This window comes from Klebsiella sp. 2019SCSN059, assembly GCF_021739525.1.
Lineage (GTDB): Bacteria > Pseudomonadota > Gammaproteobacteria > Enterobacterales > Enterobacteriaceae > Klebsiella > Klebsiella quasipneumoniae.
The window spans coordinates 322,920-346,703 of the sequence record NZ_JAKKOM010000002.1 but is presented as its reverse complement, the minus strand read 5'-3'; the positions used below and the strand labels follow the sequence as shown (position 1 = coordinate 346,703).

The 23,784-nt window shown below is 59.5% G+C and carries 24 protein-coding genes; 17 read left to right on the top strand and 7 right to left on the bottom strand.

The genetic code is table 11. From position 1 onward, the window contains the following. Positions 1–6: 6 nt before the first annotated feature. Both sbmA and L2I46_RS04355 read left to right on the top strand, forming a co-directional pair. Positions 7–1,227 (top strand): peptide antibiotic transporter SbmA, encoded by a 1,221-nt coding sequence (sbmA, locus tag L2I46_RS04360; RefSeq protein WP_236947569.1) that lies wholly within the window; start codon positions 7–9, stop codon positions 1,225–1,227. 18 nt (positions 1,228–1,245) lie between these two features. Continuing rightward, complete coding sequence (locus tag L2I46_RS04355; RefSeq protein WP_017898945.1) at positions 1,246–2,352, top strand: DUF1615 domain-containing protein; 1,107 nt, start codon at positions 1,246–1,248, stop codon at positions 2,350–2,352. On the opposite strand, the gene L2I46_RS04350 is transcribed toward L2I46_RS04355, so the two are convergent. After that, positions 2,349–2,651, bottom strand: coding sequence for a YaiY family protein (locus L2I46_RS04350; protein WP_023288568.1), 303 nt, complete (start codon positions 2,649–2,651; stop codon positions 2,349–2,351). The genes L2I46_RS04355 and L2I46_RS04350 overlap by 4 nt on opposite strands. A 252-nt stretch (positions 2,652–2,903) precedes the next feature. On the opposite strand from L2I46_RS04350, the gene L2I46_RS04345 reads away from it, so the two are divergent. Beyond that, positions 2,904–3,107, top strand: coding sequence for a DUF2754 family protein (locus L2I46_RS04345; RefSeq protein ID WP_004204881.1), 204 nt, complete (start codon positions 2,904–2,906; stop codon positions 3,105–3,107). A 31-nt stretch (positions 3,108–3,138) separates the two neighbouring features. Here the strand turns inward: L2I46_RS04345 and ddlA are convergent, their stop codons facing one another. After that, positions 3,139–4,236, bottom strand: coding sequence for a D-alanine--D-alanine ligase (gene ddlA, locus L2I46_RS04340; protein ID WP_023288569.1), 1,098 nt, complete (start codon positions 4,234–4,236; stop codon positions 3,139–3,141). Between the two features lie 99 nt (positions 4,237–4,335). Between ddlA and L2I46_RS04335 the strand changes: the two genes are divergently transcribed. From L2I46_RS04335 to psiF, 5 genes are all read left to right on the top strand, one after another. After that, positions 4,336–5,019, top strand: a complete 684-nt coding sequence (locus L2I46_RS04335) for an extensin-like domain-containing protein (protein ID WP_023288570.1) — start codon at positions 4,336–4,338, stop codon at positions 5,017–5,019. A 169-nt stretch (positions 5,020–5,188) separates the two neighbouring features. Then, on the top strand, positions 5,189–6,388 hold the full coding sequence (locus L2I46_RS04330; RefSeq protein ID WP_023288571.1) for a multidrug efflux MFS transporter: 1,200 nt from the start codon (positions 5,189–5,191) through the stop codon (positions 6,386–6,388). A 301-nt stretch (positions 6,389–6,689) separates the two neighbouring features. After that, a complete protein-coding gene (gene iraP, locus L2I46_RS04325; RefSeq protein ID WP_004204875.1) occupies positions 6,690–6,950 on the top strand; it encodes an anti-adapter protein IraP in 261 nt (86 codons plus the stop codon). Positions 6,951–7,039: 89 nt separating this feature from the next. Then, complete coding sequence (gene phoA / locus L2I46_RS04320; protein ID WP_032428614.1) at positions 7,040–8,470, top strand: alkaline phosphatase; 1,431 nt, start codon at positions 7,040–7,042, stop codon at positions 8,468–8,470. 91 nt (positions 8,471–8,561) lie between these two features. After that, positions 8,562–8,879 carry a phosphate starvation-inducible protein PsiF gene (psiF, locus tag L2I46_RS04315; RefSeq protein WP_023288573.1) on the top strand — a complete coding sequence of 106 codons (318 nt, stop codon included), beginning with the start codon at positions 8,562–8,564 and terminating at the stop codon, positions 8,877–8,879. 67 nt (positions 8,880–8,946) lie between these two features. On the opposite strand, the gene proC is transcribed toward psiF, so the two are convergent. Then, positions 8,947–9,756 carry a pyrroline-5-carboxylate reductase gene (gene proC / locus L2I46_RS04310; protein WP_023288574.1) on the bottom strand — a complete coding sequence of 270 codons (810 nt, stop codon included), beginning with the start codon at positions 9,754–9,756 and terminating at the stop codon, positions 8,947–8,949. A 116-nt stretch (positions 9,757–9,872) separates the two neighbouring features. Between proC and L2I46_RS04305 the strand changes: the two genes are divergently transcribed. Continuing rightward, positions 9,873–10,331 carry a YaiI/YqxD family protein gene (locus tag L2I46_RS04305; protein WP_101862436.1) on the top strand — a complete coding sequence of 153 codons (459 nt, stop codon included), beginning with the start codon at positions 9,873–9,875 and terminating at the stop codon, positions 10,329–10,331. Here L2I46_RS04305 and L2I46_RS04300 read toward each other — a convergent pair. Then, entirely contained in the window at positions 10,328–11,020 is a 693-nt protein-coding gene (locus tag L2I46_RS04300) for a DUF2076 domain-containing protein (RefSeq protein WP_023288576.1), read from the bottom strand. The genes L2I46_RS04305 and L2I46_RS04300 overlap by 4 nt on opposite strands. A 328-nt stretch (positions 11,021–11,348) precedes the next feature. On the opposite strand from L2I46_RS04300, the gene aroL reads away from it, so the two are divergent. The 4 genes from aroL (at position 11,349) to ppnP (ending at position 13,437) form a co-directional block, all read left to right on the top strand. After that, positions 11,349–11,882, top strand: coding sequence for a shikimate kinase AroL (gene aroL / locus L2I46_RS04295; protein WP_085551224.1), 534 nt, complete (start codon positions 11,349–11,351; stop codon positions 11,880–11,882). 71 nt (positions 11,883–11,953) lie between these two features. Beyond that, positions 11,954–12,145, top strand: coding sequence for a YaiA family protein (locus L2I46_RS04290; RefSeq protein WP_008805350.1), 192 nt, complete (start codon positions 11,954–11,956; stop codon positions 12,143–12,145). Between the two features lie 249 nt (positions 12,146–12,394). Next, positions 12,395–13,075, top strand: a complete 681-nt coding sequence (locus L2I46_RS04285; protein WP_072096489.1) for an AroM family protein — start codon at positions 12,395–12,397, stop codon at positions 13,073–13,075. 77 nt (positions 13,076–13,152) lie between these two features. Further along, complete coding sequence (gene ppnP, locus L2I46_RS04280) at positions 13,153–13,437, top strand: pyrimidine/purine nucleoside phosphorylase (protein WP_002890284.1); 285 nt, start codon at positions 13,153–13,155, stop codon at positions 13,435–13,437. Positions 13,438–13,509: 72 nt separating this feature from the next. On the opposite strand, the gene rdgC is transcribed toward ppnP, so the two are convergent. Beyond that, positions 13,510–14,421 carry a recombination-associated protein RdgC gene (gene rdgC, locus L2I46_RS04275; RefSeq protein WP_002890285.1) on the bottom strand — a complete coding sequence of 304 codons (912 nt, stop codon included), beginning with the start codon at positions 14,419–14,421 and terminating at the stop codon, positions 13,510–13,512. 91 nt (positions 14,422–14,512) lie between these two features. Here rdgC and mak point away from each other — a divergent pair, with 91 nt between their 5' ends. Further along, positions 14,513–15,427, top strand: coding sequence for a fructokinase (gene mak, locus L2I46_RS04270; protein ID WP_023288578.1), 915 nt, complete (start codon positions 14,513–14,515; stop codon positions 15,425–15,427). 74 nt (positions 15,428–15,501) lie between these two features. On the opposite strand, the gene sbcC is transcribed toward mak, so the two are convergent. Together sbcC and sbcD are read right to left on the bottom strand one after the other, a co-directional pair. After that, positions 15,502–18,639 (bottom strand): exonuclease subunit SbcC, encoded by a 3,138-nt coding sequence (gene sbcC / locus L2I46_RS04265; RefSeq protein ID WP_236947568.1) that lies wholly within the window; start codon positions 18,637–18,639, stop codon positions 15,502–15,504. Then, a complete protein-coding gene (gene sbcD / locus L2I46_RS04260) occupies positions 18,636–19,841 on the bottom strand; it encodes an exonuclease subunit SbcD (protein WP_023288580.1) in 1,206 nt (401 codons plus the stop codon). The genes sbcC and sbcD overlap by 4 nt, the downstream gene beginning before the upstream one ends. A 182-nt stretch (positions 19,842–20,023) precedes the next feature. Here sbcD and phoB point away from each other — a divergent pair, with 182 nt between their 5' ends. From phoB to brnQ, 3 genes are all read left to right on the top strand, one after another. Continuing rightward, complete coding sequence (gene phoB / locus L2I46_RS04255; protein WP_004204861.1) at positions 20,024–20,713, top strand: phosphate response regulator transcription factor PhoB; 690 nt, start codon at positions 20,024–20,026, stop codon at positions 20,711–20,713. A 21-nt stretch (positions 20,714–20,734) separates the two neighbouring features. Next, positions 20,735–22,030 (top strand): phosphate regulon sensor histidine kinase PhoR, encoded by a 1,296-nt coding sequence (phoR, locus tag L2I46_RS04250; protein WP_060591738.1) that lies wholly within the window; start codon positions 20,735–20,737, stop codon positions 22,028–22,030. 414 nt (positions 22,031–22,444) lie between these two features. Beyond that, on the top strand, positions 22,445–23,764 hold the full coding sequence (brnQ, locus tag L2I46_RS04245; protein ID WP_023288582.1) for a branched-chain amino acid transporter carrier protein BrnQ: 1,320 nt from the start codon (positions 22,445–22,447) through the stop codon (positions 23,762–23,764). Positions 23,765–23,784 lie beyond the last annotated feature (20 nt).

Here is a 23,784-nt window from a genome sequence, read left to right as displayed (position 1 = left end):
ACAATGATGTTTAAATCTTTTTTCCCCAAACCGGGGCCGTTTTTTATTTCTGCCTTTATCTGGTCGCTGCTGGCGGTGATCTTTTGGCAGGCGGGCGGCGGCGACTGGCTGCTGCGGGTCACCGGGGCATCGCAGGATGTGGCGATCAGCGCGGCGCGCTTCTGGTCGCTCAACTATCTGGTGTTCTACGCTTACTATCTGTTTTGCGTCGGCGTGTTTGCGCTGTTCTGGTTTGTCTACTGCCCGCATCGCTGGCAGTACTGGTCGATTCTCGGCACGTCGCTCATCATCTTCGTCACCTGGTTTCTGGTGGAAGTGGGGGTGGCGATCAACGCCTGGTATGCGCCGTTCTATGACCTGATCCAGAGCGCGCTGGCCACCCCGCATAAGGTCAGCATCAACCAGTTTTATCATGAGATCGGCATCTTTCTCGGCATCGCGCTCATCGCGGTGATCATCGGCGTGATGAACAACTTTTTCGTCAGCCACTACGTCTTCCGCTGGCGCACGGCGATGAACGAACACTACATGGCCCACTGGCAGCATCTGCGCCATATCGAAGGCGCCGCGCAGCGTGTGCAGGAAGACACCATGCGCTTTGCCTCCACCCTGGAGGATATGGGCGTGAGCTTTATCAACGCGGTGATGACCCTGATCGCCTTCATGCCGGTGCTGGTGACGCTCTCGCAACACGTTCCCGACCTGCCCATCGTCGGTCACTTGCCGTATGGCCTGGTGATTGCCGCGATCGTCTGGTCGCTGATGGGGACCGGCCTGCTGGCGGTGGTGGGGATTAAGCTGCCGGGTCTGGAGTTTAAAAACCAGCGCGTGGAAGCGGCCTATCGTAAAGAGCTGGTCTACGGCGAGGACGATGAAACCCGCGCCACGCCGCCGACGGTGCGCGAGCTGTTCAGCGCGGTGCGTCGCAACTATTTCCGTCTCTATTTCCACTATATGTATTTCAATATCGCCCGCATTCTCTATCTGCAGGTGGATAACGTTTTCGGCCTTTTCCTGCTGTTTCCGTCGATCGTTGCCGGTACGATTACCCTCGGGCTGATGACGCAAATTACCAACGTTTTCGGCCAGGTGCGCGGTTCGTTCCAGTACCTGATCAGCTCGTGGACGACGCTGGTGGAACTGATGTCCATCTACAAACGTCTGCGCAGCTTTGAGCGCGAACTGGACGGCAAGCCGCTGCAGGAAGCGATCCCGACATTACGTTAATCAAGACAAGGAAGCAGGATGGCCGCACGTTTATCGCGCATTATACCCGGTTCATTGACGCTGCTGGCGGCCGTGGTGCTAAGCGCCTGTACCAGCCAACAGGCGCCGGTGTTGAAAGAGGGCGAGAAGCCCGTTGACGTGGCGTCGGTGGTGCGGCAGAAAATGCCCGCCAGCGTCAAGGACCGGGAGGCCTGGGCGCAAGCCATCGCCACCGCCTTTGACAGCCAGAAGCTGGCGCCGACGGAAGAGAACGTCTGCTCGGTGCTGGCGGTCGCGCAGCAGGAGTCCAATTATCAGTCCGACCCGGTGGTGCCGGGGCTGAATAAAATCGCCTGGCAGGAGATCGACCGCCGGGCGGAAAAAATGCACATTCCGCTGTTTCTGGTCCATACCGCGCTGAAGATCACCTCGCCAAACGGCAAAAGCTACAGCGACCGTCTGGACAACGTGAAGACGGAAAAGCAGCTGAGCGCTATTTTTGATGACTTTATCGGGATGGTGCCGATGGGGCAGAAGCTGTTCGGCTCCCTGAACCCGGTGCACACCGGCGGCCCAATGCAGGTCAGCATCGCCTTTGCCGAGCAGCACACCTCCGGCTACCCGTGGAAAATGAACGGTACGGTGCGCCAGGAGGTCTTCAGCCTGCGCGGCGGCCTGTGGTTTGGCACCTATCATCTGCTGAACTACCCGGCCAGCTACAGCGTGCCGCTGTACCGTTTTGCCGACTTTAACGCCGGCTGGTATGCCAGCCGTAACGCCGCCTTCCAGAACGCGGTGGTGAAAGCCAGCGGGGTGAAACTGGCGCTCGACGGAGACCTTATCCGCTATGACAGCGATGAGCCGGGCAGCACCGAGCTGGCGGTGCGCCGCCTGGCGGGCCAGCTGGGGATGAGCGACAGCGAGATCCATAGCCAGCTGAAAAAGGGCGACAGCCTGGCGTTTGAGAAGACTGACCTCTATCAACAGGTTTTCCGCCTCGCGGATAAAAAAGCGGGCAAAACCCTGCCGCGGGAGATGTTGCCGGGGATCCAGCTTGAGAGTCCGAAAATCACCCGTAATCTGACGACGGCGTGGTTTGCGAAACGGGTCGATGAGCGGCGGGCAAGCTGTATGGCGCGGCGTTAACGGCGCCGACGCCAGCGCACAATGAGCGCCAGCAGCCCGATGAACGAGCAGCCGATCAGAAAAGGGATCAGGCCAAAGAGGGTGCCAACGGCGAGGCTGATATCGACCTGCGGACGGCTGGCGTCCTGGGCCTGCATCAGGCGCTCAAAGACTCCCGGGGCGTGGATCAGCATGCTGAGCATCTGCGCGCCGGCCCAGCAGCAGATCAGGACGAACAGTCCGTAAGCGACATGGCTGCCGGTCAGCGCCCCTCTTTTTTTATTTCCCAAAAGCGATTTTGAAAAACTGAATTCAGCCATAGGCCCTCCCACCTCTGTACTGCTGGTTTTTTCTCCAGCTCTATGGCAGGTATTCTGGCAGTGCGACGCCGTCGCCAGTATCAGATTGCTGGTAATTGCCCTCCAGGAATAATCCTGTTTTCGCCGTTGTGTTAACCGCGCCACAGGAAGGGAAAAGGGAGACCGGCGTCGCAATCCAGCAACATTCTCCATATCGCTACAGACCGCCGCGGGCGGCTATGCGAAGATGCGTTTTTTGCTGTTGGAGGCCGCATGAAGCTCACTGATAAAATTCGCCGCGACTGGCACTACTACGCGGTGGCGCTGGGGTTAATTTTTATTCTAAATGGCGTGGTGGGGCTGCTGGGGTTTGAGACGCAGGGCTGGCAATCTTACGCCGTCGGTCTGGTCACCTGGGTGATAAGCTTCTGGATCGCGGGCTTTGTGATCCGCCGCCGCCCGGCAGAAGAGGCCTGAGGCCGCCGCTGCCAGGCGGGGTAAACGCGTTTTAGTTCATGGAGGTTTTCAGCGCCCGGTCCGCGGCATGGCGCTCCAGCGCCAGCTCAATCAGGCGAGTGATCAGACTGGTGTAATCGAGGCCGCTGGCCTGCCACAGCTTCGGATACATGCTGATGTTGGTGAAGCCCGGCAGAGTGTTGATCTCGTTGATCACCACCTCGTTGTCGGCGGTGAGGAAGACGTCGACGCGGGCCATGCCGCTGCATCCCAGGGCCTGGTAAGCCTGCACGGCGATAGCGCGGATCTTGTCGTTGATCTCCGGGGCGATAGCGGCCGGGACCACCACCTGCGCGCCCTGGTCGTCGATATACTTGGTGTCGTAAGCGTAAAACTCGCTGTTGAGGACAATTTCGCCGCAGGTACTGGCCTGCGGGTGGTCGTTACCCAGCACCGCACACTCAATTTCCCGGCCTTGAATGCCTTGCTCTACCACCACTTTATGGTCAAATTCAAAGGCCAGGGCCACCGCCTGATGGTACTGCTCTTCGTTTTTAACTTTGCTGACGCCAACCGACGATCCCTGGTTGGCCGGCTTAACGAACAGCGGCAGGCCCAGCTTCGCTTCGACATCGGCAAAGCTGAACTGCGCGCGGTTGGCGCGGGTCAGGGTGATAAACGGCGCGACGGCGAGCCCGGCGTCGCGCAGCAGGCGTTTGGTCACATCTTTGTCCATACAGGCCGCAGAGCCCAGCACATCGGATCCGACGAAAGGCAGATTGGCCATGCGCAGCATCCCCTGCAGGGAGCCATCTTCGCCCAGCGTGCCGTGGACGATGGGGAAAATCACATCGATGGCCGCCAGCGGCTGGCCGCTTTCGGCGTTAATCAGCTGCTGCGCTTCACGGCCCGGGATCTGCGCCAGGGTCACCGTTGAAGGGCGCAGGGCGATGCGGGCAGGATCCTGAGCATTGAGCAGGTAGTTGCCGGCGTCGTTGATGTGCCATAGCCCCTGTTTATCAATCCCCAACAGAACCACATCGAAGCGTGATTTATCAATCGCTTCCACGATATTCTTCGCTGACTGCAGCGACACTTCATGCTCTGCCGACTTACCGCCAAAAACGATCCCAACCCTCATCTTTGCCATTTCAACTTCCATCCAGATTACATCAAAGGGCATAACATACCATGTGAAACCGCCGCCTGCCTGCCATAATATTTACCTGATCAATTGACGGGAGCGGGCGTGAGAGGAAAGACGCTGCTGGTGCTGGCCGGGCTGCTCGGCGCGGGCCTGGTGGGATATCGCTATCTGCCGCCACACCTGAATCCGCTGGCGCCGCTGGCCCTTGACGATCCCCCGGGCTGGCTGACGTCGTTCAAGTTGCGCAGCCTGACGGCCGACCAGTGCGCCTCTCTGCTGGCGGAGGCCAACCGCCGGCGGCTCATCGCCAGCCAGCCGGTGGCCGACAGCGAGGGCGCCTGCCCGCTGCGTAACGTGGTGCGGGTGGCTAATTTTGGCTCGGTGCAGCTGAGCAGCAGTTTCCTCGCCAGCTGCCCGCTGGCGCTCAGCAGCGCGCTGTACGTCGAACAGCAGGCGAAGCCGCTGACCCGTCAGCTGATGGCCAGCGATCTGCGCCAGATCGATCATCTCGGCAGCTTCGCCTGCCGTAATATCTACCATCGGGAACAGGCGCGGCGCAGTGAACACGCGACGGCGGATGCCCTTGATGTCAGCGGCTTCCGCCTGACGGACGGCAGACGCATCAGCGTCCTGCAGGGCTGGCGCAGCGAGCGCTCTCACCCCTGGCTGGCGGCGCTGTTGAGCAACAGCTGCCCTTACTTCGGCAACGCGCTGGGGCCGGAGTACAACGCGGCGCACGCCAACCATTTTCACTTTGGCATGCGCGGGCAGGGCTTCTGCTTTTGAGCATAAAGCCCTGTGAGCAGCCTGAATAACCAGAAAATGCTTCGTCAGCCTCTCATGCGCATTCATAAAACACCAAACTCACCGCCAGCGCATCTATGGTAGTACACCAGTGGAATGAAATTGCTAAGCTAGGTAATAATTGGCAAATCATTAATGAATACGCGTAGTTATGGAATCCTGGAAGGTTAATCTCATCTCCGTCTGGTTTGGGTGCTTTTTTACCGGCCTGGCGATCAGTCAAATTCTCCCCTTTTTACCCCTCTACGTCTCCCAGCTGGGCGTCACCTCGCATGAAGCGCTGTCGATGTGGTCGGGGCTGACCTTCAGCGTCACCTTTCTGGTCTCGGCGATCGTCTCGCCGATGTGGGGGAGCCTCGCGGACCGCAAAGGCCGCAAGCTGATGCTGCTGCGCGCCTCGCTGGGAATGGCGATCGCCATTTTACTTCAGGCCTTCGCCACCAACGTCTGGCAGCTGTTTATCCTGCGGGCGATCATGGGCTTAACCTCCGGTTATATCCCCAACGCCATGGCGCTGGTGGCCTCCCAGGTGCCGCGCGAGCGTAGCGGCTGGGCGCTGAGCACCCTGTCGACGGCGCAAATCAGCGGGGTGATCGGCGGCCCGCTGCTGGGCGGTTTCCTGGCGGACCACGTCGGGCTGCGGATGGTCTTTTTTATTACGGCGATCCTGCTGACCATCAGTTTTCTGGTCACCCTGTTTCTGATCAAAGAGGGGGGCCGCCCGCCGGTCAGCAAAACCGATCGTCTCACCGGGAAACAGGTCTTTGCCTCCTTGCCCTATCCGGGGCTGGTGATCAGCCTCTTTTTCACCACCCTGGTGATCCAGTTGTGCAACGGCTCAATTGGCCCGATCCTGGCGCTGTTTATCAAGTCGATGGCGCCGGACAGCAACAATATCGCTTTTCTGGCCGGGATGATCGCCGCGGTGCCCGGGGTGTCGGCGCTGATCTCTGCCCCACGGCTGGGTAAGCTTGGCGACCGCATCGGCACTTCGCGGATCCTGCTGGCGACGCTCTGTTGCGCGGTGGTGATGTTCTTCGCCATGTCCTTTGTCACCACCCCGCTGCAGCTGGGGACGCTACGTTTTCTGCTCGGCTTTGCCGATGGCGCGATGCTTCCGGCGGTGCAGACCCTGCTGCTGAAATACAGTAGCGACAGCGTCACCGGGCGCATCTTTGGCTATAACCAGTCGTTTATGTATCTGGGCAACGTCGCCGGGCCGCTGATTGGCGCCTCCGTATCGGCGATGGCCGGCTTCCGCTGGGTATTTATTGCCACTGCCATTATCGTCTTCATCAACCTCTGGCAGCTGGCATGGATGCTGCGCCGCACCCGCCGGGCGAAGGCCTGAACCTCGGCTGACGGTATTTAACGCCATACCGTCAGCGTTTTTCACCGACAGTAGATTTATCATTACTTTTTGTTATCGCCATGGCGTGAGCGCTATTCCGTTTTATTATTTCCGACGCACTTTGGTTATAAACAGCGCCGCTCATGATTAAACAATACTATTTATAGTGGTATTTTGTTGTGGTAAAACGTTTCGCTGTATATTGGGTGTTGCGACGATTCTTATTTTAAGTAATTCTGAGGTCCGTCATCGGGTATGACATCTCAATCGAAAAACAGACCTCGCATAAGGAACTGGTGCTATGAAGAATCTCATTGCTGAGTTACTGGTTAAACTGGCGCAAAAGGAAGAAGAAGCAAAGGAACTGACGGTGCAGGTTGAAGCGCTGGAGATCGTGGTCACCGCATTATTGCGCCATATGGAGCATGATGCCCAGCAGGCATTGATTCAGGATATTGAGCAGGCGATAGACCAGGTGACGCCCTGTCCGCCGGTCAACGACCAGGATGCCATCCTGCTGCAGCAATATCTAAAGAAGCTGTTGCGGCATCCTCGTAGCTAATCTTTGCGACGCGACAAGGATGCCGTCATTTTTCTGTCATCTCCCTTTTATAAAGTCTCCCACGTTTTGTTTTTTTAAGTATTTTTTACATGGAGATGACAAAAGTGAAATTAAGCGCCCTGTTTATTGCCCTGCTGCCTCTGCTGGGCTCGCCGGTTATTCATGCGGAAACTACTGCCGCGCCGGTTCTGGAAAATCGCGCTGCCCAGGGAGATATCACCACTCCCGGCGGCGCGCGTCGTTTAACGGGCGATCAAACCGAAGCGCTGCGCGCCTCGATAATCAATAAGCCGGCCAAAAACGTTATTTTGCTGATTGGCGATGGCATGGGTGATTCTGAAATTACCGCTGCGCGAAATTATGCGGAAGGGGCGGGCGGTTTCTTTAAAGGCATTGACGCCCTGCCGTTAACCGGGCAGTACACGCACTATTCGCTGGATAAAAAAACCGGTAAACCGGACTACGTCACCGACTCGGCGGCCTCCGCCACCGCCTGGACCACCGGCGTGAAGACCTATAACGGCGCGCTGGGCGTCGATATTCATGAGAACGCGCATCAGACCATCCTCGAGCTGGCGAAAGCGGCGGGCCTGGCCACCGGCAACGTTTCTACCGCCGAGCTGCAGGACGCCACCCCTGCGGCGCTGGTGGCGCATGTGACATCGCGTAAATGCTACGGCCCCACGGTCACCAGCGAAAAATGCCCCAGCAATGCGCTGGAGAAAGGGGGCAAAGGCTCCATTACCGAACAGCTGCTGAACGCCCGGCCGGATGTCACCCTGGGCGGCGGCGCGAAGACCTTTGCCGAAACGGCGACGGCGGGCGAGTGGCAGGGCAAAACCCTGCGCGAGCAGGCGGAAGCGCGCGGCTACCAGATTGTGACCGACGCGGCCTCTCTTGCCGCCGCGACGGCAGCCAGCCAGGATAAACCGCTGCTGGGACTCTTCGCCGACGGCAATATGCCGGTACGCTGGGAAGGGCCGAAGGCGTCTTATCACGGTAATATCGATAAGCCGCCGGTGACCTGTACGCCAAACCCGAAACGCGACGCCTCGGTGCCGACGCTGGCGCAGATGACGGAGAAAGCGATTGACCTGCTGAGCCGCAACGAGAAAGGCTTCTTCCTGCAGGTGGAAGGCGCCTCCATCGATAAGCAGGATCATGCGGCGAATCCGTGCGGCCAGATCGGCGAAACCGTGGACCTCGACGAGGCGGTGCAGAAGGCGCTGGAATTTGCCAAAAAAGACGGCAATACCCTGGTGATCGTCACCGCCGACCATGCGCACGCCAGCCAGATTATCCCTGCGGATAGCAAAGCCCCGGGGCTGACCCAGGCCCTGAACACGCACGATGGCGCGGTGATGGTGATGAGTTACGGTAACTCCGAGGAAGAGTCGATGGAGCACACCGGCACCCAGCTGCGCATTGCGGCCTACGGTCCGCATGCGGCTAACGTCGTCGGCCTGACCGACCAGACCGACCTCTTCTCGACCATGAAAGCGGCCCTGAGTCTCAAATAAGTCGCTGCCGGTGGCGAATTCGCGTCACCGGCTGGTTTTTTTTCTATCTGCGTCCAGACTTACAACGTTCCACTCACAGAAGGATGGTGCGATGAAAATAACCTTACTGATGACCCTACTGTTTGGCTTGATCTTTATCAGCGCGGTTGGCGCGGCAGAAAAAACGCCTACTCCCCAGCAGCAAAAGATGACGGACTGCAATCAGCAAGCGTCAGCCAAGGCGCTGAAGGGGGATGAGCGCAAAACCTTTATGAGCCAGTGCCTGAAAAAAGAAACCACCACGCCGCAAGGAAAGACCCTCACGCCTCAGCAGCAGAAGATGAGCGACTGCAACAAAGCGGCTTCGGCAAAATCACTGAAGGGCGATGAACGCAACACCTTCATGAGTAGCTGCCTGAAGAAAGCCTGAAAAAAAGGGAGCGCTCGCGCTCCCTTGTTCTTTGACCTCTCAGGGCTTGCAGCCCGCCTGCTTAGCTTCAGGAGCGGCTCAGTTTCTCTGATTTTTCCATGCACTGGGTGATGGCTTCGATCACCGCGGAGCGGAAGCCTTTCTCTTCCAGCACGCGCACGGCTTCGATGGTGGTCCCGCCAGGAGAGCAGACCATATCTTTCAGCGCCCCCGGATGCTCACCGCTCTCCAGCACCATTTTGGCGGAGCCCATCACCGCCTGAGCGGCGAATTTGTAAGCCTGAGCGCGCGGCATTCCGCCGAGCACGGCGGCATCGGCCATCGCTTCGATAAACATAAAGACATAGGCCGGCGCGGAGCCGCTAACGCCGACCACCGGATGGATCATCGGTTCGGCAATTTGCTCCGCCTGGCCAAAGCAGCGGAAAATGGTCAGCACTTCCGCCACATCTTCGCTGCTCACCAGCGCATTTGGCGTAACGGAGGTCATGCCGGCGTTAACCAGCGACGGCGTATTGGGCATCGCGCGAATAATTTTGCGATCGTGGCCGAGCGCGCGCGCCAGCTGGTCAAGCGTGACGCCGGCGGCGATAGAGACCACCAGCGACTCTTTATTCAGGCTGGAGGCGATATCGCCCAGCACTTTGGTCATGATCCCCGGCTTCACCGCGCCGAAGACGATATCGGCAATCTGCGCCACTTCCTGGGCGCTATCGGCGGCGTTGATGCCGTACTGGTCGCGCAGAGCCGCAACCTTGTCCGGCGACGGGGTGTAGACCCAGATTTGTCCCGGCTGTACCTGGCCGCTGGCGATCAGTCCACCCAGAATGGCCTTACCCATATTGCCGCAGCCGATAAAGCCAATTTTCTTATCCATCACCATTCCCCTCTGCTTTTTTCGTTACGATCTGATTAGCTTATCATCCTGGCGCTTTCATGGGGGAGAAAAGCAGGTAACATTGGCGGCACTTATTGCAGGTAACAGGAGCTGGCATGGCCATTTGGGTGGATGCAGACGCGTGTCCGAACGTGATTAAAGAGATATTGTTCCGCGCGGCAGAGCGGACCCAGACGCCGCTGACGCTGGTGGCGAACCAGCCGCTGCGCATACCGCCGTCGCGTTTCATCCGCACCCTGCGGGTTGAGCAGGGTTTTGACGTGGCGGATAACGAAATCGTCCGTCAGTGCGCGGCGGGGGATTTAGTGATCACCGCCGATATTCCGCTGGCGGCGGAGGTGCTGGCGAAGGGCGGGGCGGCGCTCAATCCGCGCGGAGAGCGCTACAGCGAGGCGACGATCCGCGAGCGGCTGACGATGCGAGATTTTATGGAGACATTACGGGCCAGCGGCGTTCAGACCGGCGGCCCGGATAGTTTATCGCAGCGCGATCGGCAACAGTTTGCCGCCGAGCTGGAGAAGTGGTTGCTGGCGGTTAAACGTCAGCAGGGTTAAACCCAGCTGTCGTCATCGCTGCCGATATCATCATCGCCAAAGCCGGCGTCGAAGTCGTCGTTCCAGGTGTTGTCGGCAAGGAACTGATCGTCTCCCTGACGGAACGGATCGTCACCTGCGGCGGCGTCCTGCGCGGCGGCATCAGGCTGCGGCTTCTCTTCGATGATATTAACAATCTCCTGCGGGTGCGAGCCGCTGAACATATTGGTCAGCATATTGCCCAGCACCACGCCGCCCGCTACGCCTGCGGCCGTTTGCAGCGCGCCCGCCATAAAGCCGCCGCCGCGTGCGGCAGCCTGCGGGGCATAGCTCTGCTGCTGCTGTGGGGCATACTGCGGCTGCGCGCTGGCCTGCGGGCGACCGTATTGCTCCGCGCCCGGGATCGGGTCAGAACCGCGTGACGAGCCGCCGCCGCCAAACAGGCCGGAGAGGAATCCGCCGCTGCTGGGCTTCGCCGCCTGCAGCTGGCTGACCTGGCTCTCCAGCGCCTGAATGCGATCGTTGAGCTGTTTAATCGCGGCTTCCTGGATAAGAATGGTTTGCGCCATATAGTAGGGGGCCGCCGGCTGCGCGCTCACGTGTTGGGCAATCCGCTCCTCGGCGCTGGCATCGCGCGATGCACTGTGCGCCTCAGCCTCTTTCAGCCGGGAAAACAGTCCATCAATAAGGCGTTGTTCTTCAGATTGCATGTTACATTCCTCTGTCACACTGTCGAATAGGCATCAGGGTGCGTCTGAAACACGATGTTGTAAATATGTTGCTTCGTAAAGCTATGCATAAATGTGTTACCGTTTACGCCAGCAGCGGATAAAAAATAACGCCCGGCAGAAAGTAAAGCTGGTTAAACAGTACATGCAATGATAAGTTTACATTAAGAACCCCTTGTCTCACTGTGGTGATGGGGTGTAAAGAAGTTGTGTAACGTTTTCTTTACGTATGCGTTGCGGAACAGACAGCGATAATACGTTCTTTCGTTTTCCTTTTTTTGCGACAGACGGAACCAGGGGGTCTTCGGTTATGACACAGCCAATCTTTCTCATCGGGCCACGCGGCTGCGGTAAAACCACCGTCGGCCATGCGCTGGCGCGAGCGCGGCATTTTCAGTTCTCCGATACCGATCATCGGCTGCAGGCCCATGAGCAGCGGACGGTGGCGGAGATCGTGCAGGCGGAAGGATGGGCGCGCTTTCGCGAGCTGGAGACTCTGTCGCTGAAGGCCGTAACCCTGCCGAATACGGTGATCGCCACCGGCGGCGGCATCATCCTTGCGGAATGTAACCGTCATTTTATGCGGGAGAACGGCGTGGTGATCTATCTGCAGGCGTCGGTATCGGCGCTGATTGACCGTCTGGAAGCCTACCCGAAAGCCGAACAGCGGCCGACGCTCACCGGGAAACCGGTGCGTGAGGAAGTGGGCGAGGTGCTGGCGCAGCGTGAAGCGTTATACCGTGACGCTGCCCATCATATTGTCGATGCTACGGCCGCCCCGGATCGGGTGGTGGAACAGATTATGACCATGCTGTGCGGCGCGGCAGCCACCCCGGTAAGTTAAGAATTTACTTACATTAAGGCGGCGAGGGGCGCCTATACTTGATAGTTCTGATACCAGAAGAAGGAAGAACTATGCCAAACAGGCCCCCATATCCGAGAGAAGCGCGCGTGGTTGCGGTAGAGAAAGGCCCGCAGGGTCAGACGGTCACCTGGTATCAACTTCGCGCGGACTATCCTGAACCCAATTCGCTGATCAGCGAACATCCTACCGAGCAGGAAGCCGTGGATGCCAAGCGGCGCTACGAAGATCCTGACAAGTCGTAACCCCTGAGCCCGGATTGCCTGCTCTGCGGGCAATATCGGGCATACCTCACACTTTTTATTTATCAGTCGTACTAATGAATATCTAACACACGGATTTTTCAGGCGCGCCGCCGCCGCCGGGCAATCTTTACATTCTACTGCGGCGTGGAGCTGCTACGCTTCTCGACGGTTGATTTTTACTCACCAGGGGGGCGAATGCTGTGTGTGGTAAGCCTGTGTTGAAGCAGTGGTAGTGAAAAGGTACATGATATGAGTAGTGCAACGATGGCAATTTTGACCATCGGCGTTGTGCCGCTGGCGGGAGTATTACCGCTCCTGACCGAACATATCAGGGAAGAACAGATCGCTCACATCAGCCTGCTCGGCGAGATGACGCGTGATGACGTGATGGCAGAGTACGCCGTGGGTGACGGCGAACAGGGTCTCTTGACCCTGCTCAGCGATAACCAGCTGGTGATGGTGTCGCGACAAAAAATTGAACGTGATGTTCGCAGCGTGATCGCCATGCTGGATCGACAGCATTTTGATGTGATCCTGCTGCTCAGCTCCGAACAGCTGACCGGTTTTACCACCCACCACGCGATCCTCCTCGAGCCGCAGCGGATCATTCCGCCGCTGGTGGCGTCGATCGTTGATGGGCACCAGGTCGGGGTGATCGTGCCGGTGGAAGAGATCATGCCCATGCAGCGACAAAAGTGGCATTCACTGGAGAAGTCGCCGTACTACGCGCTGGCCAACCCGTTTACCGGTAGCGACAGCGAGCTGTTAACCGCCGGTAAAGCGCTGCTGGAGCAGGGCGCCGACGTGCTGGTCCTCGACTGTCTTGGTTACTATCAGCATCATCGCGATGTGTTACAAAAAGCCCTTGATGTCCCGGTTTTGCTGTCGAATGTGCTGGTTTCCCGACTGGCGGCAGAACTATTAGTCTAATGTGTTAATTTCACGTGACAGGGGCAAGGAGCGCCCCCTATATTGAGCCTTTCAACGACGATCAGAAGGGCTTGTTTATGCTTCAAAGCAATGAATACTTTGACGGAAAAGTGAAATCCATTGGCTTCACCAGCAGCAGTACCGGTCGCGCCAGCGTTGGCGTGATGGCGGAAGGGGAATACACCTTTGGTACGGCGCAGCCGGAAGAGATGACGGTGGTCAGCGGGGCGCTGAATGTCCTGCTGCCGGGTGAGACTGAGTGGAAAGTTTACGCCGCCGGCGAAGTCTTCAATGTGCCAGGCAACAGCGAATTCCATCTGCAGGTGGCTGAGCCAACCTCTTATCTGTGCCGCTATCTGTAAGCCAGCGTAACGCCCGGCGCTTGCCGCCGGGTTGTATTTTACCTTCCTGCCAGGCAGGAAGGAAAGCGGCGCTTAGCGCTGTGCTTCGCCGCCGAGCCCTTCCACCAGGCTTTGGATCAGGGCAGCCAGTTCGCCGGTCATTAAGATAAAGTCGGCGTCAAAGCGCTGGGCGAAATCTTCCCGATCGATATCTTCGTTTTGGTCGCGTAATTCATCGCAGAACTTGAGGCGCTTAATTGACGCGTCGTCGCAGATCACAAACTGAATACGCTGCTGCCAGTCCAGCGCCAGCTTGGTGACGACCTTCCCGGCCTCAATATGCACAGCGATTTCGTCGCTCACCAGATCCTGCTTCTTGGCGCGGATCACGCCGCCATCTTCCAGCATCGCTTTCAGCTCGGCTTCGTCCAGCAGCTGGAAGCCCTGCGCCACGGTGCCGGAGCGGACCCACTCGGTCAGCGTCAGCTCAATCGGATTCTCCAGGGTCAGCGGCACCACCGGCAGCGAGCCGAGGGTTTTACGCAGCAGGGCCAGGGTATCTTCCGCTTTCTTCGCGCTGGCGCAGTCCACCATGATCAGGCCGTTGACGGTGTCGATCCACATCATCGTCTGGCTGAAGCGGCTGAAGGCGCGCGGCAGCAGCGAGTGCAGCACTTCATCTTTCAGGGAATCTTTCTCAGTTTTCTTCAGCTTGCGCCCCTGATCGGCTTCCAGCTTCTGGATCTTCGCCTCCAGCGCCTGCTTGATCACCGGCGACGGCAGGATCTTTTCTTCTTTACGCGCGCAGATAATGATCTGGCCGTTCGCCGTATGCGTCAGCGCGTCGCTGTGCGATCCCATCGGCGATACCCAACCGGTTTTCGCCATATCCTGGCTGCCACAAGGGGTAAATGTCAGCTCGGCCAGCTGTTTTTCCATCTCCTCGGCGCGCAATTCGATATCGCGGCTGAGACGGTAAACCATTAAATTTTTGAACCACAGCATGATAATTTCCACGGCTTTGTCGTTAAATCAGGCGGGCATGATAGCGAATTGTCGCTATGCTTGCATTGTTAATCGGGGTGAGGAGCTGAGCGTGCGTATTGGTATTGATTTAGGTGGCACAAAAACCGAAGTGATAGCCCTGAGCGACCAGGGAGAGCAGCTGTTTCGCCATCGGTTACCCACGCCGAGGGAGGATTACCGGCAAACCATCGAGACTATCGCCACCCTGGTGGCGATGGCCGAGCAGGCGACCGGACAGCGTGGCACCGTGGGGATGGGGATCCCGGGCACGATTTCGCCCTATACCGGGGTGGTGAAAAACGCCAACTCGACCTGGCTCAACGGCCAGCCCTTTGATAAGGACCTCAGCCTGCGCCTCGACCGTGAAGTGCGGCTGGCTAACGACGCCAACTGTCTGGCGGTGTCGGAAGCGGTGGACGGCGCGGCGGCGGGGGCGCACACGGTGTTCGCGGTGATTATCGGCACCGGCTGCGGCGCGGGCGTGGCGCTCAACGGGCGGGCGCATATCGGCGGCAATGGTAACGCCGGCGAGTGGGGACATAACCCATTGCCGTGGATGAACGACGATGAGTTGCGCTACCGTGCGGAAGTGCCTTGCTACTGCGGTAAACAGGGATGTATCGAAACCTTTATCTCCGGCACCGGCTTTGCCACTGACTACCAGCGGCTGAGCGGCAAGGGGTTAACCGGCAGCGAGATTATGCGCCTGGTGGGGGAAGGTGACGAAAAAGCCGAACTGGCGCTGAGCCGCTACGAGCAGCGGCTGGCGAAATCGCTGGCCCACGTGGTGAATATCCTCGACCCGGACGTTATCGTGCTGGGCGGCGGGATGAGCAACGTCGAGCGGCTGTATCAGACGGTGCCGGACCTGGTGAAACAGTGGGTCTTCGGCGGCGAGTGTGCAACGCCGATCCGCAAAGCGATGCACGGCGACTCCAGCGGAGTACGCGGCGCGGCATGGCTGTGGCCGCTCCAGGGGACCTGAACCGCTCCCCCTCACCCCGACCCTCTCGCTCCGGAAGAGGGTTAGGGTGAGGGGACATCGCAATGATTCAAACCTCACTCCACCGCAAACGCTCTGTCCAGCCGACTGTAGCCCAGACCATTGATCTTCTTCACTTTGATCTGCACCGGAATGCGATCTTTCATCGCCTCCACGTGGCTGATCACCCCGATAATCTTGCCGCTGGCGTTCAGCGCGTCCAGCGCGTCCAGCGCCGTGTCCAGCGTTTCGCTGTCGAGGGTGCCGAAGCCTTCATCAAGAAACAGGGAATCAATCCGCGTCTTATGGCTCACCAGATCTGACAGCGCCAGGGCCAGCGCCAGGCTGACGAGGAAACTTTCGCCACCGGAGAGGGTGCGGGTGTCGCGCACGGCGTCGGCCTGCCAGGTATCGACAACCTCCAGCTCCAGCGCTTCGCTGGCTTTGCGCTGCAGCAGATAGCGCCCGTGCAGGCGGTTAAGCTGCTGGTTTGCCAGCCAGACCAGATTATCCAGCGTCAGCCCCTGGGCGAATTTGCGGAACCGGTCGCCGGTGCTGGAGCCGATCAGCGAATTGAGATAGCCCCAGTCATCCGCCCGCTGCGCCGCCTCTGCAATCTGTCGCCCCAGCGCCTGCTGATGTTGACGGCTCTCTGTGTCCTGCCTGAGCTGCTGGCGGATCTCGCCCTGGCGGGTGGTGTTGTCCCGCAGCCGCTGCGCCAGGGCCTGCAGCTGGGTTTGCAGGGCGGGGATGTCCGCGTCCGTCCCTTGCGGACGCAGCGCCAGGTGCGCCTGCTGCTGACGGGTCGCCTGCTCGCAGAGCGCCGTCGCCTGCTGGAGCTGCTGCTCCAGCGTCTGTTTTAACTGCGTCAGCCGCTGGACGGTCTCGTCATCCAGCAGCGCGGCGAGAAACGCCGGCCGATCGCTAAAGCGGCTGGCGGCCAGGGCGGCGGTAAATTGCGCCTGCGACTGGTCCAGGCGCGCCTTCTCTTCGGTCTCCAGCTGCTGCTGGGCGACAAGCTGGCTGTGCAACGCAAGGCACTCCTCATGGATAGCGCGCCAGTTGTCGGGAACCACCGGCTCAGCTTCAGCCTCTGCCTCGTCGCTGGCTGGCAGCGTCTCCAGCAGCGGCTGCAGGGCGGCAATCTGCTCCTGAATGGCGCCATGCCGGGTCTGTTGCGCCTGCCACTGGGCAAATTCGCTTTCGCGAGCGTTCAGCCAGGCGGCTTCTGTCCCTTCTTCCGGCAGGTTCAGCGTCAGGGTCTGCAGGGCGCTTTCCAGCCCCTGGCGCGTGGCCGTCAGCTGCTGCTGAGCCTGGCGCGCCAGCGCCTCCTGATCGTTAAGCTGGCTCTGCAGCATCAGGCGCTGGCTGAGCTGGTAGAGCTGTTGCTCGTAGCGCTCCTGCTCCTGTATCCAGTCGTTTATCTCTTGCGCAATATCCCGCGAGATCTGAAGAGAGGCGCAGGTTTCCTGCCACGCTTTAGTGAGCGCTTGCTCTTCCTCAGCGAGCCGCCCGGCCGCTTCGGTTTCACGCTGGAGCTGCTGCGTCAGGGCGTTGACCTGCCCGAGGATCAGCAGACCTTCTTCTTTTAGCGCGGCGACCTCTTTTTCCAGCACATCGCGGCGGCGCTGGTTATCCGTGACCGTCAGCGAGGCGTATTGTTCAATCGCCGGGTGTTCACAGGAGCCGCACAGCGGGCAGGGCTTACCGGCCTCAAGCCGGGCGCGGTAACCTTCCAGATCTTTAATCGTTTCTTCCCGCTGGCAGAGCGCCTTCAGGTCGAGATAGTGCTGGTTTTTGTCTTTGTACTGCTCCCGGCGCTGCGCCAGGGTGGCGTTGAGTTTTGCCTGCTCCGCCTGCGCCTGCTGTACGCTTTCGGCGTTCTGGCGCAGACGCTTGCGCAGCAGCTGATGCTGTTCATGAAGGGAGAGCAGCCGCTGGCGCAGCGGTCGTGACTGGGTTTGCTGCGCCATCGCCGCCGCAACGTCATCGGCGGTCAGCGACAGAGGGCTGGCCGGCAGATCGGCCAGCTTCTGGCGCAGCGCGGCCAGGCGGGTGGTTTGGGCCGTCAGCTGCTGATTATCCCGAGTCAGCTGCGAAAATTGCGCCCGCCAGCCGGCGATCTCCTGGCCCCATAAGCGAAATCGCTCATGGGCCGCCAGCCACTGCGCCAGGTCGGCCAGTTCAGCCTGACGCTGCCGCTGGGCATGCACGGCGCTGCGGCGAATGCGCGCGCGCAGCGCCGTGCTGGTAAGTAAGCGAGCATTCACTTCATTGATTCGCTGGCGGGTTTGCGCCAGGCCTGCCGCGTGCTCCTGTTGCCGCTCCCATAAGGGGCGCAACTGGGCGGCGGGCTGGGCCAGCTCAAGCCTGGCGAGCGCCGGCGCGGCGTCGGCCAGCGCCTGACGGGCCTGCTGCTGGCCGCTGACCGCCTGCTGCTGCTGCTGCGCCAGCTCATCGCGACGCGTTAGCCACTGAAGCTGCTGCTGCTGGTTTTGCTGCTGCGCCAGCAGGGCTTTCTCTTCGTCAGTAAGTACCTGCAAACTTTCCTGCAGCGCCTGCTGCTGGGCCTCCGTCAGCAGGACGATGCCCGCCGCCTGGGCTTCGAACTTCTCCAGCGTATGGCGAGCGGCTTTGTGCTGCTCATAGACCATCGCCGAAATCTGACCGTAGATTTCCGTGCCGGTCAGCTCCTCCAGCAGCTCCGCGCGATCGCTCGGCTTGGCGTTCAGAAAGGCGGCAAATTGCCCCTGGGAGAGCAGCATCGAGCGGGTGAAGCGGCCATAGTCGAGGCCGGTGAGCGTCGCGGTTTGCTCCAGCTTATCCGAGACCTTATCGGCGAGGATTTTGCCGTCGGCGCAGCGCGCCAGCTCGACGCGGGGCGCCTGCAGGTTGCCATCTGGCTGGTTACGCGCCCGGTTCTGGCTCCAGAAGGCGCGGTAGGCGATGCCTTTCACTTCAAACTCCACCTCCGCCAGACACTCGGCGGTATCGCGGGTCATCAGGTCATTTTGCGACTGGGAGACTTTATTCAGGCGCGGCGTCTCGTGATAGAGCGCGAGGCAAATGGCGTCGAGCAGAGTGGTTTTCCCGGCGCCGGTGGCGCCGGTAATGGCGAACAGGCCGTTGCTGGCGAACGGCTCGGCGGTAAAGTCTATCTTCCATTCCCCTTTCAGGGAGTTGAGGTTTTTCAGACGCAGACTGAGGATTTTCATGCGTTTTCGTCCTCCGCGGTGAGCGTGTGCAGCGTATGAGCGAACAGCTCGTGCAGCCGGGCGCGCTTCTCATCGTCAATCTCGGTCAGCGCCAGCCGGCGCTCGAACACCTCTTCCACCTTCAGTTCGCTGAGGGTCTCCCGCTGGGCGTTGAGCAGTATTTTCTCGCGCTGCTCGCGGCTGCGGCGCACCAGCAAGACTTCCACCGGCAGATCTTCCGTCAGCGCCTGAATATGACGCTGAATATCGTGCAGGTACTCCTCGGTGGTGATTTCGATATCCAGCCACACCGGCGGGTCCTGTTCAACGCCGCGCCACTGCGCCAGCTGGGCGGTGATGGCGGCCAGATCGCCTTTGATGACCGCCAGCGGCTGGGTGACGGGCACCTCAAGGGTCTCCACGGCGCTGAGTCGCCCATCGCTAAAGCTCACCAGATGCACCGATTTCGCTTTGCCGGTTTCATCAAAGCTCAGCGGCAGCGGCGAGCCGCTATAGCGGATGTGCTCGCAGCCGCCAACCACCTGCGCCCGGTGAATATGGCCCAGCGCAATGTAGTCGGCAGGGGGGAAGTGCTGCGCCGGGAAGGCATCCAGCGTGCCAATATAAATGTCGCGAACGGCATCGCTTTTGCTGGCGCCGACGGTGGTCAGATGGCCGCTGGCAATCACGGGCAGCGGCCGATCGCCGCGCAGGGCGCAGGCCTGCTGATACTGCTCCTGATAATAGTCGCTGATGGCGTGCAGCAGCTGCTGCTGTTTTTCCCGACCGGAGTGGCCGGCCTGGCTGGTGACCAGCTCGCGCGGGCGTAAAAACGGCACCGGGCAGAAGATAGCGCCTGGGGTGCCGTCGCGCCGCGGCAGCTCAATGGGCGGGCAGCCGGCGTTCGCCACGACGGTGGTGTGTAAAAAGGCGAGGATATCGCGGGATTCATTGAGCATCGCCACCGAATCATGGTTGCCCGCCAGCACCACCAGGCGACAGCCGGTCTGCTGCAGCTGGACGACAAAGCGGTTATACAGTTCGCGAGCGTAGCTCGGCGGCGATCCGGTATCAAAAATATCGCCGGCCACGATGATGGCGTCGACTTCATGCTCCTGCGCGCGGGCCAGCAGCCAGGTCAGGAAGGCGTCATGTTCGGCCGCACGGCTTTTGCTGTAAAAATTCTGGCCCAGGTGCCAGTCGGAGGTGTGAAGGATGCGCATAAATCTTCCCTAGCGAAAAAAGCATGAGCGGCAGTATACCATTTGTCGGAGAGGGGTAAGTCCGCGTCATGCTTCAAAATACCCGATCGTCAGACGGTCATTTTTTTCATAAATCTGTCACAAAAGTGACGCATAATGACGCCGCACTTCTATACTGATGGCTAAAAAACACAGGGTAAATAATGGCGAGAAGAATTCTGGTCGTTGAAGATGAAGCTCCAATCCGCGAAATGGTCTGCTTTGTTCTGGAGCAAAATGGCTTTCAGCCTGTCGAAGCGGAAGATTATGACAGCGCGGTGAATCAACTCAATGAACCCTGGCCTGATTTGATTCTCCTTGACTGGATGCTGCCGGGCGGTTCGGGGCTGCAGTTTATTAAGCTGCTCAAGCGCGAGGCGATGACCCGGGATATTCCGGTGGTGATGCTGACCGCGCGCGGAGAAGAAGAGGATCGCGTTCGCGGCCTGGAGACCGGGGCGGACGACTACATTACCAAGCCTTTCTCACCGAAGGAGCTGGTGGCGCGAATCAAAGCGGTGATGCGCCGTATTTCGCCGATGGCGGTGGAAGAGGTGATTGAAATGCAGGGGCTGAGCCTCGATCCCTCATCGCACCGGGTGATGACCGGCGAAAGTCCGCTGGACATGGGGCCAACGGAATTTAAATTATTGCACTTCTTTATGACCCATCCGGAGCGGGTGTACAGCCGCGAGCAGCTGCTGAACCACGTCTGGGGAACCAACGTCTATGTGGAAGACCGCACGGTAGACGTCCATATTCGCCGCCTGCGTAAAGCGCTGGAACACAGTGGCCATGATCGCATGGTGCAAACGGTTCGCGGCACGGGGTATCGTTTCTCCGCCCGTTTCTGAATTTTGACAGGAGTGTGACCCGTGCTGGAACGGCTGTCATGGAAAAGGCTGGCGCTGGAGCTCTTTTTAGCGTGTATTCCGGCCCTGATTCTGGGGGCGTTTGTGGGTCATTTGCCGTGGTTTTTACTGGCGGCAGTGACCGGTTTGTTGATTTGGCATTTCTGGAATTTGATGCGCCTGTCGTGGTGGCTGTGGGTGGACCGGAGCATGACCCCTCCGCCCGGCCGCGGCAGCTGGGAGCCGCTGCTGTATGGTCTGCACCAGATGCAGATGCGTAATAAAAAGCGTCGACGTGAGCTGGGAAGCCTGATCAAACGCTTTCGCAGCGGGGCGGAATCCCTGCCGGACGCGGTGGTCCTGACCACGGAAGAGGGGGCCATTTTCTGGTGTAACGGCCTGGCGCAGCAGATTTTAAACCTGCGCTGGCCGGACGACAGTGGGCAAAACATTCTTAACCTTCTGCGCTATCCTGAGTTCGCCAACTACCTGAAACAGCGTGATTTTTCAAAGCCGCTCAATCTGGTGCTGAATAATGCCCGTCATCTGGAAATTCGCGTGATGCCCTACAGCGACAAACAGTGGCTGATGGTGGCGCGCGACGTGACGCAGATGCATCAGCTGGAAGGGGCGCGGCGTAACTTTTTCGCCAACGTCAGCCATGAGCTGCGCACCCCGCTGACGGTGCTGCAGGGCTATCTGGAGATGATGCAGGAGCAGGTGCTGGAAGGGGCGACCCGTGAAAAGGCCCTGCACACCATGCGTGAGCAAACCCAGCGTATGGAGGGGCTGGTGAAGCAGTTGCTCACGCTGTCGCGTATTGAAGCGGCGCCGGCGCTGGCGATGAATGACCGCATCGACGTGCCGATGATGCTGCGGGTCGTGGAGCGCGAGGCGCAGACCCTCAGCCAGGATAAGCAGACGCTGATTTTTACCGTCGATGAGCAGCTCAAGGTGCTGGGCAACGAGGAACAACTGCGCAGCGCCATTTCTAACCTGGTCTATAACGCGGTGAACCACACCCCGCCGGGCACCGAAATTCGCGTCAGCTGGCAGCGAACGCCCCAGGGGGCGCTGTTCAGCGTCGAGGATAATGGGCCGGGCATTGCGCCGGAGCATATTCCCCGTCTGACCGAGCGCTTCTATCGGGTGGATAAGGCTCGCTCCCGGCAAACCGGGGGCAGCGGCCTGGGGCTGGCGATCGTCAAACACGCGGTCAACCATCATGACAGCCGGCTGGAGATCGCCAGCACGGTGGGCAAGGGAACCCGTTTTAGCTTCCTGCTCCCGGAACGATTAATTGCCAGAAACGACGCCTGAGCGGCGCGCTGTCAGCTTATCTTGCCAATGACCAGCTTCGGCTGGTCATTTTCCCTGGCAGTCGTTTTTCTCTCGCCTATTTAATGAACGCGCGCTGCTTTTTTGTTCGCATGATAAGCCACGGGTTTTCCATCAATATGGTAAATGATTCTGGCGTGAAACTGATAACCAGCATAATCATCTGCTTTTGCGATCGTGCCTTGCTTTAAAACGTTATAAGCGTTTAAATTGCGCCTGCGCAGTCGATGACAGACTGCTTTTGCGTGGTAATACCAAAAACAATTCTTTCCCACGCCGCTTCGGGAGCATATCTCGCTGAGTTTACCGGCAATCGCCGCTGTATCGTCCCTGAGAGGGTAGCGCGGTATTTTTCCATTTTTTTACAACACCACATCCACAGGCAGTAATGAATTTATGACCCATCAGTTAAAATCTCGCGACATCATAGCGTTGGGCTTTATGACCTTCGCGTTGTTCGTTGGCGCAGGCAACATTATTTTCCCGCCGATGGTTGGCTTACAGGCGGGCGAGCACGTCTGGACGGCGGCGATCGGCTTCCTGATCACCGCGGTGGGTCTGCCGGTGCTGACGGTGGTGGCGCTGGCGAAAGTCGGCGGCGGCGTTGAAAGCCTGAGCACCCCGATTGGTAAAGTGGCTGGTATCCTGCTGGCGGTGGTGTGTTATCTCGCGGTGGGACCGCTGTTCGCGACCCCGCGCACCGCGACCGTCTCTTTTGAAGTCGGGATTGCGCCGCTGACCGGCGACGGCCCGCTGCCGCTGCTGATCTACAGCGTTATCTACTTCGCGCTGGTGATCCTGGTCTCGCTCTATCCGGGCAAACTGCTGGATACGGTGGGCAACTTCCTGGCGCCGCTGAAAATTATCGCCCTGATTGTGCTGGCGGTCGCCGCTATTGTCTGGCCGGCAGGCCCGATCAGCGACGCGCTGGAAGCGTATCGTACCGCGCCATTCTCCAATGGCTTCGTCAACGGCTACCTGACCATGGACACCCTCGGCGCGATGGTGTTCGGGATCGTGATTGTTAATGCCGCACGCTCCCGCGGCGTCAGCGAAGCGCGTCTGTTGACCCGCTACACCGTCTGGGCGGGCCTGATGGCAGGCGTCGGTCTGACCCTGCTGTATCTGGCGCTGTTCCGTCTGGGCTCGGATAGCGCCACCCTCGTGGACCAGTCCGCTAACGGCGCGGCGATCCTCCACGCCTACGTGCAGCATACCTTCGGCGGGGCGGGCAGCTTCCTGCTGGCGGCGCTGATCTTCATCGCCTGCCTGGTGACGGCGGTGGGCCTGACCTGCGCCTGCGCCGAATTCTTTGCCCAGTATCTGCCGTTCTCCTATCGCACGCTGGTCTTTATCCTCGGCCTGTTCTCGATGGCGGTCTCCAACCTCGGTCTGAGCCACCTGATTCAGGTGTCGATTCCGGTGCTGACCGCTATCTACCCGCCGTGTATCGCACTGGTTGTATTAAGCTTTACCCGCAGTTGGTGGCATAATTCGTCCCGTGTTATCGCGCCGGCCATGTTTATCAGTCTGATGTTTGGTATCATTGACGGGATTAAGTCATCGGCGTTTGCCGCTATCCTGCCGGCCTGGACCGCGCGTCTGCCGCTGGCGGAGCAGGGCCTGGCCTGGCTGATGCCGACCGCCGTGATGGCAATTCTCGCGGTGATCTGGGACCGTGCCGCCGGACGTCAGGTGACCTCCAGCGCGCACTAACCGGCGTTGAGGACAAGCGT

Bases quoted from the DNA above. Each gene is read 5' to 3' on its own strand.
- sbmA (WP_236947569.1), top strand. From the start codon at position 7: ATGTTTAAATCTTTTTTCCCCAAACCGGGGCCGTTTTTTATTTCTGCC.
- L2I46_RS04355 (WP_017898945.1), top strand. From the start codon at position 1,246: ATGGCCGCACGTTTATCGCGCATTATACCCGGTTCATTGACGCTGCTG.
- L2I46_RS04350 (WP_023288568.1), bottom strand. From the start codon at position 2,651: ATGGCTGAATTCAGTTTTTCAAAATCGCTTTTGGGAAATAAAAAAAGA.
- L2I46_RS04345 (WP_004204881.1), top strand. From the start codon at position 2,904: ATGAAGCTCACTGATAAAATTCGCCGCGACTGGCACTACTACGCGGTG.
- ddlA (WP_023288569.1), bottom strand. From the start codon at position 4,236: ATGGCAAAGATGAGGGTTGGGATCGTTTTTGGCGGTAAGTCGGCAGAG.
- L2I46_RS04330 (WP_023288571.1), top strand. From the start codon at position 5,189: ATGGAATCCTGGAAGGTTAATCTCATCTCCGTCTGGTTTGGGTGCTTT.
- iraP (WP_004204875.1), top strand. From the start codon at position 6,690: ATGAAGAATCTCATTGCTGAGTTACTGGTTAAACTGGCGCAAAAGGAA.
- phoA (WP_032428614.1), top strand. From the start codon at position 7,040: ATGGAGATGACAAAAGTGAAATTAAGCGCCCTGTTTATTGCCCTGCTG.
- psiF (WP_023288573.1), top strand. From the start codon at position 8,562: ATGAAAATAACCTTACTGATGACCCTACTGTTTGGCTTGATCTTTATC.
- proC (WP_023288574.1), bottom strand. From the start codon at position 9,756: ATGGATAAGAAAATTGGCTTTATCGGCTGCGGCAATATGGGTAAGGCC.
- L2I46_RS04305 (WP_101862436.1), top strand. From the start codon at position 9,873: ATGGCCATTTGGGTGGATGCAGACGCGTGTCCGAACGTGATTAAAGAG.
- L2I46_RS04300 (WP_023288576.1), bottom strand. From the start codon at position 11,020: ATGCAATCTGAAGAACAACGCCTTATTGATGGACTGTTTTCCCGGCTG.
- aroL (WP_085551224.1), top strand. From the start codon at position 11,349: ATGACACAGCCAATCTTTCTCATCGGGCCACGCGGCTGCGGTAAAACC.
- L2I46_RS04290 (WP_008805350.1), top strand. From the start codon at position 11,954: ATGCCAAACAGGCCCCCATATCCGAGAGAAGCGCGCGTGGTTGCGGTA.
- L2I46_RS04285 (WP_072096489.1), top strand. From the start codon at position 12,395: ATGAGTAGTGCAACGATGGCAATTTTGACCATCGGCGTTGTGCCGCTG.
- ppnP (WP_002890284.1), top strand. From the start codon at position 13,153: ATGCTTCAAAGCAATGAATACTTTGACGGAAAAGTGAAATCCATTGGC.
- rdgC (WP_002890285.1), bottom strand. From the start codon at position 14,421: ATGCTGTGGTTCAAAAATTTAATGGTTTACCGTCTCAGCCGCGATATC.
- sbcC (WP_236947568.1), bottom strand. From the start codon at position 18,639: ATGAAAATCCTCAGTCTGCGTCTGAAAAACCTCAACTCCCTGAAAGGG.
- sbcD (WP_023288580.1), bottom strand. From the start codon at position 19,841: ATGCGCATCCTTCACACCTCCGACTGGCACCTGGGCCAGAATTTTTAC.
- phoB (WP_004204861.1), top strand. From the start codon at position 20,024: ATGGCGAGAAGAATTCTGGTCGTTGAAGATGAAGCTCCAATCCGCGAA.
- brnQ (WP_023288582.1), top strand. From the start codon at position 22,445: ATGACCCATCAGTTAAAATCTCGCGACATCATAGCGTTGGGCTTTATG.